Source organism: Lunatimonas sp. (assembly GCF_020832325.1).
Taxonomy (GTDB): Bacteria; Bacteroidota; Bacteroidia; order Cytophagales; family Cyclobacteriaceae; genus Lunatimonas.
In genome coordinates this window covers 15313-27645 of the sequence record NZ_JAFIEU010000002.1, presented here as the reverse complement: position 1 = coordinate 27645, position 12333 = coordinate 15313, and the positions used below count along the sequence as shown (strand labels likewise).

The window sequence follows — 12333 nt, the reverse complement described above, 5'->3', positions numbered from 1 at the left end:
CGACCATGTCATCACCAAAAACCCATGCGGCTGCCGCCGAAGAGTTCTTAAAGGACGAAGCGAGAACCCACTGGCACGACGAGACCCTCTGGCATGTGCGGCAAAAAAGGGATACCTCCGCCCAAAAGCTACCAGAGTGGGAGACCCTCCGCAACCAAGCTTCTCAGATAAAAGACTACGTACTCTCCCATTTGGACGAACTGCTGGTTCAGTTTGAAAAAAATGCCAAAGCAAACGGAATCACCGTCCTCTGGGCCAAAGACGGCAAGGAGCACAACGAGCACGTCTACCGGATCCTTCAGGAAAACCAGGTCAAAAAGCTCGTAAAAAGCAAATCTATCCTGACGGAAGAATGTGGTCTAAACCATTTTTTGGAAGAAAAAGGGTACGACGTGGTGGATACGGACCTAGGCGAACGGATCATCCAATTCAACCATCAGGTACCTAGCCATATCGTCATGCCGGCCATCCACCTGAAGAAAAAGGAGATCGGAGAAATATTCCACAAGCACCTGGGCACCGAAGAGGGGGCCGAGGACCCGGGGTACCTGACAGAAGCTGCACGCATCCACTTGCGTGAGAAGTTTATTCAGGCCAATGCCGCCATCACCGGTGTGAACTTTGGAATTGCCGAGACGGGCGGATTTGTTGTTTGTACCAACGAGGGAAATGCCGATATGGGCACCCACTTGGCAGATGTGCACATCGCCTGTATGGGCATTGAAAAATTGATTCCCCGGGCAGCAGACCTGGGCGTATACCTTCGCTTACTGGCTAGGAGTGCCACTGGACAAAGCATCACCAATTATTCCTCCCACTTTCATCGCCCCGCACCGGGCAGAAAAATGTACCTCATCCTGGTGGATAACGGTAGAACCACGCAGCTTGGACGGGAGGATTTCCGAAATTCCCTAAAATGCATTCGTTGCGGTGCCTGTATGAATACCTGCCCCATCTATCGCCGCAGCAGTGGGTTTAGTTATGGATCCACCGTACCGGGCCCCATAGGATCCATTCTATCACCAGGTATAGATCTCAACAAATACAGTACACTTCCCTTTGCCTCTACACTGTGTGGTTCCTGTTCCGATGTATGCCCCGTAAAAATCAACATCCACGAACAATTATACAAGTGGCGTCAGGTCATTGCGAAGGAAGGGCATCCGCAGTTGGCCAAAAAATGGTCGATGAAGCTTGCTGGTAAAGTACTAGGAAGTCCCGCTTGGTATAATTTTATGGGTAAAAGTGCCCGCATCATGCTGAAGATCACACCGGACAGCCTGATATATTCGAAGTTGAATGCTTGGGGCAAAAAACGCGACCTTCCGGCAGTACCGAAAGAAAGTTTCAAAGAGTGGTACCAGAAAAACCGAAAAAAATGAGCAGTAGGGAACAAATACTTGCCGCCGCAAAAGCAAATAAGCCGGCCCCAACCCAATTACCCGATCACCTTTCATTCGAGAGTCCCTCCCAAGAAGTTTTGTTCGAGCGTTTTCAGGAAGCTAGCAGGCTAAATGGGGGAAAAACCATCCGGATCAAAAGCCGGGCGGAAATTAGCAGCTACCTACGCGAACATACCGAAAAAGGCCTCCAAGTGGTTTCCACGGTGTCTGAAGTAAGCAGTACCGTGGATCTTAGTACCATTTCCGATCCCCACGATCTAGAGGCGGTGGAACTGGCTGTGTTAGAAGGTACTTGGTCGGCAGCCGAGAACGCTGCGATATGGATGCCCGAGGAAAACCTAGTACACAGGGTCCTACCGTTTATAGCACAGCACTTGGCAGTCGTGATCTCTAGTAGCTACCTACTGGGGGACATGCATGCCGTTTATGAAAAAGTTCAGGTAAACAGCCCCGGCTACGGTGTATTTATCGCAGGGCCTTCAAAAACGGCAGATATAGAGCAGTCTCTGGTAATAGGCGCTCACGGACCTAGGAGTATGACGGTATTTTTGGTGCATGAGGACTAATTGATACACGCATCAGGGGCCTTAATTAGGAGGAAAGAAGTATTACGGGTATCCACTAAGCCGTATCTTCACCTCCATGAACCGAACACTTCCCCTCCTTTCCACTTTCCTATTTGTTGCCACAGGACTCCTGTTTGCGCAGCAGCACCCAGACAATAGGCCAGGGTTTTTGATACACCCCTACCTGCAATATAGCACCCAGACGGAAATTTCCATACTTTGGGAAACCACCCATCCCGCATCGACCCAGGTGATGTATGGACCATCTCAGTTCAACACGGGGAAGGCCATCCTTTCAGAAAGTGTCGGAAATTCACAGCACCAGACCATGCACGAGGTCACGCTTACCTCACTCGAAGCGGAAACCAACTACTTCTATCGGGTCTTGTCAGTCACCGAGGCAGGCGATACCATTCAGAGTGATGTTATCCCGTTCCGAACAGCCGTACACAAAGAAAGCGCCTTTGCGTTCACGGTGTTTTCTGACTCTCAAAACAACCCCGAAGTCTGGGCCAACGTCACTCATCACGCCTTCGAGGAGCGTCCAAATTTTGCGGTACATGCAGGAGATCTCGTAGGACTCGGTTACCGCAAAAACGAATGGATACAGGAATTTTTCGCGCCTGCCAAGCACTTTATGAAGCAGATCCCCATTTTTTCCACTCTGGGGAATCACGAGCACGATGCAGCCTACTATTACCAGTACATGAAAAATCCCGACCCGGAGCACTATTATACCTTTAGCTACGGCAATGCAGATTTTTTCATGATCGATACAGATCAGTATCAAAAGCCAGGCACACCACTTTACCTATGGCTGGAAAGGGCGCTCGCGACCTCTCAGGCAACTTGGAAATTTGTGGTGCAGCATCATCCGCCTTACTCCTCCGAAGAAAATGACTATGGCAACACCCAGTACGAAAGTTCGGAACAGGGAGACGATGAGGCCCGTCTGTTGGTACCTCTATATGAAAAATATGGCGTGGATATGGTGTTTTCGGGCCATTTGCACATGTATGAGCGGACCTGGCCTATCTTAAATGGCCGGGTAGTAGAAAAGAATGGCGTGAGGTATTTCATCTTAGGTGGTTCTGGAGGTGGCTTGGAAAAGGCCGCACCTACCCGTACATGGTTTACCAACAAGGTACGCACACTCCACCACTATGCGTACATCGCTATTAACGGAAATCACCTACAGTACCAGGCTATTGATCAATACGGTAGCCTCTTTGACCAGTTCGAACTTCTAGCACCTCGACCCAAAAGCCCAGCTTCAGCACTCGCTCCGACTACACCGGCACCTAGCACCCCGCAGCGAAAATTTTCGCAGCCGCTGAACGTCGCTTTGAGCACCGCCCATGGTGATGACGAATTGTTCTATACTACAGATGGCAGCATTCCCTCCAGGAAGTCTCCAAGGTATAGCAAACCTATCACCATCCGCGAAACCACTCACCTCCAGGCAATCGCCTTCAATAAACAGGGAGCCGGGCCGGTTGGGAGTTATCGCTTTGAACATATGGCTGCGTTGAAACCTGCTTCGGTAAGCAATCCGAAGTCGGGGCTACGATATATCTACTACACCGGAAAATTATCAGACCCCAAGGCTCCACTATCCTCCCAATTACAGCAAACCGCAAGCGGCATAATCGATAGCTATGACTGGAATCTCCTTCCACGCCGTGCGAATAACTGGGGAGCGGAACTTACCGGCTATCTATCCATACCTGAAAGCGGATACTACCGATTTAAAGGCCATGCCTATCAGCTTTTCCGCTTCTACTTACACGATCAACTCCTCATCGAGGAGAATACGAGGGAGGTCGGTATCACCGGGGAGGTGTTGCTGGAGAAAGGACTCCACCCGTTTCGAATCGAATACCACCTCCCTGATCGGTACGATGCCTATGGTAGTTTAGAACTTGTACACCCAAGCGGGCTGCGGGAACCCGCGGAACAATGGCGCTTTTTCATCGAGCAGTAACCCAAGGTTTATAGCCCTTTATAGTCACCAAAATGCCCAAAAAAATGAGAAATCTTACTTCGTTATCGAAAATTGTTCAAAAACGGACAGAAAATGACCCAAAAAACCTGAAAAATACCCCGATCAGGGTATTTTTTAAACCAAATCAATGGCCTACCTTTACATCGGGTGATTAAGCAACTTTTCAAACTGGATGTTTTTATGGATTAAAATCGGGGGTTATTGTTTCGAATATTTTTTAACCCCCATTTTTTTAAACTTTTCGAAGCCATAATATGCACACGAAGATGATGTACTAAATATCCCACCTGGATTGACCAATCACTGCCTTTTTACCTTAATTTTGCCCAAATGGTAAACCGACTACCCCAAACCCAGCCCAGCCATTTGCTATTAGGGATTATCTTGGTTGCTGCCACCCTCAGGCCAAGCATCACGACTGTGGGGCCGTTGATTCCCATGATACGCGCCGACTTGGGTCTATCCAACGGCCTTGCCGGCTTTTTGACCACCTTGCCCTTGATCACGTTTGCGACTTTTTCTTTGTTTTCGGCATCCATTGGCCGGCGTATGGGCTATGCGCGGGCAATCCTACTTGGGATGATCATCATTGCAATTGGTATCTTGGTACGGGTGACTGGTGGACCCTTTTTGCTATTTCTGGGCACAGGCCTGACTGGGATTGGCATCGTGATCTGCAATGTCCTCCTCATCCCCTTGGTAAAAGTACGCATGCCCGAAAAAGTAGGGAAGATAACAGGTATCTATGCCACGGTGATGACACTGGTTGCCGCAATTGGCTCCGCCGTCAGCGTCCCTTTAGCAGTGGACTTTTCATTGGGCTGGCGGGGATCGCTGGTTGCTTGGATAGTCCTCTTAGTAGTTGCCATCGTCATTTGGCTACCACAGGTCAAACCCCAGAAAACGGTAAATCCTATCCAGAGCAACAGTCCGATCGTAAACGTCTGGAAATCCAAACTTGCCTGGCAAGTATCCCTTTTCATGGGGGTTCAGTCGCTGCTTTTTTTTACCCTGATTACTTGGCTGCCTGATCTGTTTATCTCCCGTGGTGTGACTCCGGTAAACGCAGGTCTTATAATATCTCTCATGCAACTGGTGGCCTTAATCGGGACCTTTTTGGCACCTATTATAGCCGTTCGTTCTCGTGAGCAATCCCAGATGATCCTTGTACTGGGAGGTTGTTACCTGGTGGGGTATGGGTTGCTGTTTTCACCAGCAATCGTCTGGAATATCGCTGGCATATCCCTTGCGGGACTCTGTATGGGAGCCAGTCTGAGCATGGCCTATACCCTGATCACGCTGAGAACAGCAAACGACCGAACGACTGCGGCACTTTCCGGGATGGCCCAGTCTACCGGATACTACCTAGCTGCATTGGGACCGGTACTATTTGGCATGGCGATGGATCAATGGCAAAACTGGGATCACTTGATCTACCTGGTACTGATTACTTCGCTGTTCTTCGGGGGATTTGGTTATTTTGCGGGTAAGAATAAGAAGGTTTAGTGGTTAATAGGTAACTTTGTGTGATACCAAATCCTTTGCCATGCAAGAGTACCTGTCTACCTTCGGAATTTCTGAAAACGTCTTCACCTATGTGATCATGCCACTTCTGATCTTCCTGGCGAGAATCGGGGATGTGTCTATCAATACCCTTCGGATCGTTTTTGTGATGTCCGGAAAAAAATATATCGCGCCGATCATGGGTTTTTTTGAGGCGATGATCTGGCTGTTGGCTATCGGGCAGATATTCCAAAACATCAACAACCCACTCTCATACATTGCCTACTCGGGCGGGTTTGCCATGGGTATCTGGGTGGGTATGACCATCGAGGAAAAGTTGGCCCTGGGTAGGGTACTGGTGCGGGTGATTACCCCTGAACCGATGCCGCAGTTGGTGGAATACATGAAGGAAAAAGAACACCGCTTCACGATTGTGGGAGCGGAGGGCCGCTACGGCAGGGTGCAACTGCTATTTACGGTGCTGAAACGCGAAAACCTGAAGGATTTTGTAGCAAAAGTGAAAACCGTAAACGAAAAGGCCTTCTATACCATCGAAAGTGTGAAGCGGGTAAGCGAGGACGACTTTAGCATGACGGAAGACCGCCCAAACTTTGCCGTACGCCTGCTAGGAAAAATACGCAAATAGCACCCCCATAGGCAAACCTCCTGCCCCAACATTCTAGTGATCTGGGCAATAATACCTGTCTAAACCAAGTATCACCGAGCTAGACCAGCAGAAAATGCCTAAAGCTCCACCTGCCCCAGGTTACGCATATTTCTCAAAATCCAAGTCTGCCGGTTTCGGATATAGCTGGTGGGCTGTGCCGGACTCCAACGTCTTGGGTTGGGCAATACGGCTGCGATTAAGGCAGCTTCCTGACGGGTGAGATCTGCCGCGGATTTTTTGAAATACCGCTGAGCAGCCTCTTCTATACCGTACAGCCCATCACCCATTTCGATTACGTTCAGGTAAACTTCCATGATGCGGCGCTTGCCCCACACGTATTCGATGAGCAAAGAGAAATAGGACTCTAACCCCTTTCTGAATAGGTTTCTTGCAGGCCATAGAAATACGTTTTTAGCGGTTTGATTGGTAATTGTACTCCCGCCACGGAATCGTTTGCCGGTGGATATCTCTTTTCTGGCTTCTGCAATTGCCTCCCAGTCAAAGCCACGATGGGTTGGGAATTTCTGATCTTCGGCCGCAATCACAGCCAGTACCACATGGGGTGAAATGCGCTCGTAGGAAACCCAGGATTGGTGTACTCCTGAAAACTCCTCCGGTCCAAACAGTGACTCGGCTACGCGGATCACCATCAATGGCGTAATCCATACAGGTACAAACCGATAAACTGCTACCATGACCCAAGAAAAAATCAACAGACCCAACAGAAGCTGAGCCAAAAACACCGCGATTTTTCTGAGTTTTTTCCACATACTAGTTGAATGAACCGATGGTGACCATGGGGCTAATTTAGGTATAAATGCAGTGTTCGTGATGCATAGTGTCCGATAAAATCTATTTTTGCCATGCAGTCAATCTGTGAGCCCCACGAAAGCCCCTAAAATTATGGAAATAGATTCACCACTACCGCAGCCTTTCCTCCGATCCCTTGCGCCTGTCTTGGAAGCCGGTGAAATCCCTTCCTTTTTAGCCGCTTTGAAAGAAGATACGCCCACTTCCGTGCGGTTGAACCCTTTTAAGCCTGTGGCTCAATTTACTGACACCCTTCCGGTACCCTGGTGTTCGGACGCTCTATACCTGAGTCAACGCCCATCATTTACCTTAGATCCGTTGTTTCATGCGGGTACTTACTATGTACAGGAAGCTTCCTCCACTTTTCTGTCTCACATGCTATCCAGCCTTTCGGCACCAAAGGACGGGGTATTCTTGGATCTATGCGCAGCGCCGGGCGGAAAATCCACTTTACTGGCTTCCTATTTAGGGAGGGAAGGATTGCTCGTAGCCAACGAAGTGATATCGGGCAGGGCACAGATTCTCAAAGAAAATATCGTCAAATGGGGTATTGGGAACACGGTTGTCACCCAAAACGATGCATCGCATTTCCAGCCACTGGCGGGCTTATTTGATTTGGTTCTGGTGGATGCTCCCTGTTCGGGAGAGGGAATGTTTCGTAAAGACCCAAACGCCATAGCCGAATGGTCAACAGACCATGTGACGCACTGTGCGATACGGCAACAGCGAATCCTTGACGAGGTCGGGATACTTCCAAAGGCGGGGGGATACCTGGTATATGCTACCTGTACCTACAATGAAACGGAAAACGAGGAAAACATCCGCTTTCTAGCAGAGGAGTTTTCCTACGAGCCTGTGCGCATACCCCTATCAGAGGATTGGGGGATCCAGGAAAGCGAAGTAAAAACCCTTGCAGGGGACTATTTCGGCTACCGCTTTTTTCCGCACAAAGTACGGGGCGAAGGCTTTTTCATCAGCGTGATGAAAAGGACCGCATCATCGGTCAGTGCTTCACCCAAGCTGCAAAAGGAATTTCGGCATCCCCACCTCAAACGAGTAGCCACCCGTCAGATCAATGAAGAGTTGGTAAGGCAGGTGCCTACCGTAGGAGAGGAGGCACTCTACGCTTTGGGCGGTGGTTTTTTTTTATTTCCCATGAAATTCCAAGCAACATTTGAATGTATCGCGCAGCACCTAAACCTACGCTATATGGGAATTGCCCTGGGAGAGATGAACCACAATCAGTGGATTCCCAGCCATGAGTGGGCCATGTCTATCCTTCCAAAAGAAGGAATCCATACAGCGGAGGTCACGTTGGAACAGGCTATCCAATTTCTCCGCAAAGAAAACCTTCCAATAGAGCTTCCCTCGATCGGCTGGGTGTTAATTACCTATCAACAGCAACCTTTGGGCTGGGTTAAGAATTTGGGAAACCGGATCAACAATTATTACCCCAAGGAATGGAGAATACGTATGGCTCAATAGGCATCCTCGTCCTCGTCGTTGAAGCGGGATAAGTCGAATACCTCGTCTTCCAGGTAGTGGGGATATATTTTCTGGTGTATCTTTTTCACTTCTCCTGTCAGGACGCTTCGAAACTCTTCAACATTTACTCCGGACTCTGCTGCCATAAAGACTGGCTTGATGGCCAATTTCTTGGCATAGCTTTGCTCAAGTTTTTCAAAATCGATGTAACCAGCCTCTTCGACCTCTAGCTCACTCATTTGCATAAGCGTTTCTTCGTCAGGCATTTTCGGTGCAATGTCAATTTTGTTGAACACCAAAACCACAGGCTTGTCACCTGCACCCAATTCGTTGAGGGTTTGATTTACCACGTTGATCTGATCCTGAAATCCGGGATGCGATACATCCACTACATGCACCAATAAGTCAGCCTCTTTGATTTCTGCAAGCGTCGATTTAAACGACTCGATTAGGTGAGTGGGCAATTTCCGAATAAACCCTACCGTGTCGGAGAGCAAAAAGGGGAGGTTTTCCAGCACCACCTTTCGTACCGTGGAATCTACCGTGGCAAAAAGTTTGTCTTCTGCCAGCACGTCTGCTTTGGTCATTAGCCGCATCAGCGTACTTTTACCTACGTTGGTGTATCCTACCATGGCGACGCGCACGATTCCCTTTCGGCCCTTCCGCTGTGTGATGCCTTGTTTTTCGATCCTGTCGAGTTTTTCCTTTAAAAGGGTGATTTTGGCACGTATATCACGCTTATCTGTCTCAATTTCCTTCTCACCGGCACCGCCACGGGTGGAAGTTCCGCCCCGTTGCCGCTCCAAGTGGGTCCACATCCGCGTAAGCCGGGGAAGCAAATATTGATATCGGGCCAGTTCCACCTGAGTTTTTGCCTGGGCCGTCTGCGCCCGTTGAAGAAAAATATCGAGGATCAGCAAAGACCGGTCGTACACTTTAATCTTCAATTCATTTTCCAGGTTACGCATCTGCGAGGGAGATAGGTCATCGTCGAAGATGATCATGTCCACTTCAAAAAACTCAATATAGGACTTGATCTCCTCCAGCTTGCCTGAACCGACGAATGTCCGAATATCGGGTTTCTCCAGCCGTTGGGTAAATCGGTGGATGGCTTTGGCCCCCAATGTCTCGGTTAATAGGGCCAGTTCATCCAGGTGCTCTTGAATCAAACGTTCGGTGTCCTGCTGATGAATTAGTGCCACCAACACCGCTTTTTCTTGCTCCGGAGCGGTATCGATCAACTTTTTTAACTTCTTCGTGTATTTATTCATGTATGTTTCTTCTTACGTATGAAAAACTCCTTTGAGTTGCTAACCTTTACAGGTCTTTTTCGTTGGTTGTGTAGCGTTAGGGCGGTCAAACCCCATGCCCAAATCGGCTACAAGCCACAAAATTAACTCTATTGCTATTTTAGCAGGTTAAATTTAGCTAATTTTGGGCGAAAATACGCAGAAAGTACGGGTGATGCGCAAACGTGAAGGTTGACCATCGCTCGATTGTGTGATACTAAAATCAGTTAGCTACACCGCACCCATGGAGATACGTGAAACTCCCATTAAAGATGTACTTGAAATTTACCCTCGAATATTCAGGGACGACCGAGGCTATTTCTTAGAGACGTATAAGCAAGATGTCTTTGAAAAACACGGCTTACCCACTGTTTGGATGCAAGATAATCAATCCTTTTCGGAGCGGGATATCGTGCGGGGACTACACTTTCAGTCCGGCGAATTTGCGCAGGCCAAGCTGGCCCGGGTAATCGTTGGCAAAGTGCTCGATGTATGTGTGGATCTGCGAAAAGGATCTCCCACATTCGGCCAGTATCATGCCGTCGTATTGGATGCAAACCTACAGAATATGCTCTATATTCCTAAAGGTTTTGCGCATGGGTTCGCTGTATGGGAAGACGCTATCTTTTCATATAAATGTTCCAACCTGTACCATAAAGCAAGCGAAGGGGGAATTATCTGGGATGATAGCCGACTAAATATAAAATGGGGAGTATCTAATCCAGTGCTTTCGGACAAAGACCTGGCGCTACCCACCTTAGACGAATTTGAAAAAATGAGTGGAGGAGGACTTTGATGTCACTACTAGATCTATTTAAGAAAAAGAAAACCAAAGAAGAACTCACCCTGGACCTGTCTTGGATGAAGACAGACATGCATAGCCATCTCATTCCGGGCGTAGACGATGGGGCTCAAACAATGGACGAATCCCTAGAGCTAATCAGCCGTCTGGCAGACTGGGGACTTCAGAAGCTTATCATTACGCCACACGTGATGAGTGAGTTTTACAAAAACACACCGGAAATCATTCAATCCGGCCTGCAGGCTCTCAGAAAGGCAGTCAACAAAGAGGGGATCAATATCCATCTGGAAGCGGCTGCGGAGTATTATCTCGACGAGCTGTTTTATGACAAAGTCCTTAAAAAAGAACCCCTTTTGACCTTTGGGGACAACATGATATTGGTAGAAACCGGCTTCATGAACAAGGCACACATCCTCGAGGATACCCTTTTTCGACTAGAGACGGCCGGATACAAACCCATCTATGCACATCCGGAGCGGTACCTCTACCTGCATCAAAACCCTACTCTGTTAGAGTCTTTGGCGGAGCGTAATATCTACTTTCAGCTAAATTTGCTTTCAATCACTGGATATTACTCCAAGCCAGTGAAAAAATTTGCTGAAAAACTGATCGATATGGGGTTGGTAAAAGTAGTGGGCACTGATTGCCACAACCACCGGTACCTCGATGCACTCGAACACCTGCCAAGCGAAAAATACTACGAAAAACTGATGTCCCTCCCGTTGGTTAACTCCACCCTATGAAGGTATTAATCACAGGCATCACCGGCCTTTTGGGGAGTTATCTGGCAAAGGAGTTTGCAGACCTAGGTGCTTTACATGGGTTGAGAAGGAAAGACAGTCCGTTAAACCTGTTGGATGGATTGGAAGGCCAAATCAGTTGGCATGAAGGGGATATCAACGATTTTCAGTCACTGGAAGATGCACTACAGGACATGGACATGGTGGTCCATGCAGCTGGACTAACGCCAGTGAACGCCCCAGAAGAAGAGAGACTGCTGAAAGTGAACACAGAAGGCACCACAAACTTGGTAAATGCTATGCTAAGTGCGGGCACCAAAAGATTGGTATATATTAGTTCTGCATCTGCATTGGGCATTGATCCAGACACCGATGTTATCAACGAACAGTACAAGTGGACCACCTCTGACTTCAACTCACCCTATGCCGTATCGAAGCATCTGGCAGAACTTGAAGTATGGAGAGGTGCCCAGGAGGGTCTGGAGGTGATGGTTTTTAACCCAACAACCTTACTACCCAAAATAACTGATTCTCGGTCCAGTGCACGCATATATAGGTACTTGTTAGGTTCTCAGTACGGTTCCGAGGCAGGAAATTTCAACTACATCGACATTCGGGATGCTAGTAAATGGATCGCCCGATTGGTACAGAAAGCAGACTGGAACGCCAGGTATATCATCAACAAAGAAAGCATTCCTTTCAGAGAGTTTTTGGCCCAACTGCAGGAGGCATTCAACCTCCTATCCGGTAACAGAGAACTTCCTGGGAAAAAACCAATTGGCTGGAGGAAGTTTATCCCATCTCTCTTTAAGCGAAAGAGTTACGGTAGATTTGACGGACTCAACGGCTTGATTTCGGACAAGCCCCTGGTTTATGACAACCAAAAAGCCCAGCGTCTCAGCGCCTATCGGTTCCGACCATTGGAGGAAACACTTCTGTGGGCGGCTGGGAACGAAAGCAAAAGCATCCCCGTTTAATAGACTTAAATACCTGGAAATTTATCACCCAACCTGTATGGTCTACCAAAAATTTTGGTAACTTATGTGTTAAACAGAAAAGATAT

11 protein-coding genes are annotated in these 12333 nt (G+C 48.3%); 9 read left to right on the top strand and 2 right to left on the bottom strand.

Annotated features, from left to right (window positions below; translation table 11 throughout):
• Positions 1–5 precede the first annotated feature (5 nt).
• The 5 genes from JJU34_RS00245 to JJU34_RS00225 all read left to right on the top strand — a co-directional run bounded on the left by JJU34_RS00245 (position 6) and on the right by JJU34_RS00225 (position 6123).
• Positions 6–1382, top strand: coding sequence for a lactate utilization protein B (locus JJU34_RS00245; protein ID WP_228690291.1), 1377 nt, complete (start codon positions 6–8; stop codon positions 1380–1382).
• The gene (locus JJU34_RS00240) at positions 1379–1969 is read left to right on the top strand and encodes an LUD domain-containing protein (RefSeq protein ID WP_228690290.1); all 591 of its coding nucleotides are present in this window, start codon (positions 1379–1381) and stop codon (positions 1967–1969) included. Before JJU34_RS00245 ends, JJU34_RS00240 begins: the two co-directional genes overlap by 4 nt.
• Positions 1970–2045: 76 nt before the next feature.
• Entirely contained in the window at positions 2046–3953 is a 1908-nt protein-coding gene (locus tag JJU34_RS00235; protein WP_228690289.1) for a metallophosphoesterase, read from the top strand.
• Between the two features lie 351 nt (positions 3954–4304).
• Positions 4305–5480, top strand: a complete 1176-nt coding sequence (locus JJU34_RS00230) for an MFS transporter (protein ID WP_228690288.1) — start codon at positions 4305–4307, stop codon at positions 5478–5480.
• Positions 5481–5520: 40 nt separating this feature from the next.
• Complete coding sequence (locus JJU34_RS00225) at positions 5521–6123, top strand: DUF2179 domain-containing protein (protein ID WP_228690287.1); 603 nt, start codon at positions 5521–5523, stop codon at positions 6121–6123.
• 98 nt (positions 6124–6221) lie between these two features.
• On the opposite strand, the gene mtgA is transcribed toward JJU34_RS00225, so the two are convergent.
• Positions 6222–6914, bottom strand: a complete 693-nt coding sequence (gene mtgA, locus JJU34_RS00220) for a monofunctional biosynthetic peptidoglycan transglycosylase (protein ID WP_228690286.1) — start codon at positions 6912–6914, stop codon at positions 6222–6224.
• 133 nt (positions 6915–7047) lie between these two features.
• On the opposite strand from mtgA, the gene JJU34_RS00215 reads away from it, so the two are divergent.
• Positions 7048–8439 (top strand): tRNA/rRNA cytosine-C5-methylase, encoded by a 1392-nt coding sequence (locus JJU34_RS00215; protein WP_228690285.1) that lies wholly within the window; start codon positions 7048–7050, stop codon positions 8437–8439.
• Here the strand turns inward: JJU34_RS00215 and hflX are convergent.
• Positions 8433–9710, bottom strand: coding sequence for a GTPase HflX (hflX, locus tag JJU34_RS00210; RefSeq protein ID WP_228690284.1), 1278 nt, complete (start codon positions 9708–9710; stop codon positions 8433–8435). The genes JJU34_RS00215 and hflX overlap by 7 nt on opposite strands.
• 262 nt (positions 9711–9972) lie before the next feature.
• Here hflX and rfbC point away from each other — a divergent pair, with 262 nt between their 5' ends.
• The 3 genes from rfbC to JJU34_RS00195 are packed head-to-tail and all read left to right on the top strand — an operon-like array spanning position 9973 to position 12247.
• Positions 9973–10524 (top strand): dTDP-4-dehydrorhamnose 3,5-epimerase, encoded by a 552-nt coding sequence (rfbC, locus tag JJU34_RS00205; protein WP_228690283.1) that lies wholly within the window; start codon positions 9973–9975, stop codon positions 10522–10524.
• Positions 10524–11273: a CpsB/CapC family capsule biosynthesis tyrosine phosphatase gene (locus JJU34_RS00200; RefSeq protein WP_228690387.1), complete on the top strand. Its 750-nt coding sequence runs from the start codon at positions 10524–10526 to the stop codon at positions 11271–11273. Before rfbC ends, JJU34_RS00200 begins: the two co-directional genes overlap by 1 nt.
• Positions 11270–12247, top strand: a complete 978-nt coding sequence (locus JJU34_RS00195; RefSeq protein WP_228690282.1) for an NAD-dependent epimerase/dehydratase family protein — start codon at positions 11270–11272, stop codon at positions 12245–12247. Before JJU34_RS00200 ends, JJU34_RS00195 begins: the two co-directional genes overlap by 4 nt.
• Positions 12248–12333 lie beyond the last annotated feature (86 nt).

Bases quoted from the DNA above. Each gene is read 5' to 3' on its own strand.
- JJU34_RS00240 (WP_228690290.1), top strand. From the start codon at position 1,379: ATGAGCAGTAGGGAACAAATACTTGCCGCCGCAAAAGCAAATAAGCCG.
- JJU34_RS00235 (WP_228690289.1), top strand. From the start codon at position 2,046: ATGAACCGAACACTTCCCCTCCTTTCCACTTTCCTATTTGTTGCCACA.
- JJU34_RS00200 (WP_228690387.1), top strand. From the start codon at position 10,524: ATGTCACTACTAGATCTATTTAAGAAAAAGAAAACCAAAGAAGAACTC.
- mtgA (WP_228690286.1), bottom strand. From the start codon at position 6,914: ATGTGGAAAAAACTCAGAAAAATCGCGGTGTTTTTGGCTCAGCTTCTG.
- JJU34_RS00225 (WP_228690287.1), top strand. From the start codon at position 5,521: ATGCAAGAGTACCTGTCTACCTTCGGAATTTCTGAAAACGTCTTCACC.
- JJU34_RS00230 (WP_228690288.1), top strand. From the start codon at position 4,305: ATGGTAAACCGACTACCCCAAACCCAGCCCAGCCATTTGCTATTAGGG.
- JJU34_RS00195 (WP_228690282.1), top strand. From the start codon at position 11,270: ATGAAGGTATTAATCACAGGCATCACCGGCCTTTTGGGGAGTTATCTG.
- rfbC (WP_228690283.1), top strand. From the start codon at position 9,973: ATGGAGATACGTGAAACTCCCATTAAAGATGTACTTGAAATTTACCCT.
- hflX (WP_228690284.1), bottom strand. From the start codon at position 9,710: ATGAATAAATACACGAAGAAGTTAAAAAAGTTGATCGATACCGCTCCG.
- JJU34_RS00215 (WP_228690285.1), top strand. From the start codon at position 7,048: ATGGAAATAGATTCACCACTACCGCAGCCTTTCCTCCGATCCCTTGCG.
- JJU34_RS00245 (WP_228690291.1), top strand. From the start codon at position 6: ATGTCATCACCAAAAACCCATGCGGCTGCCGCCGAAGAGTTCTTAAAG.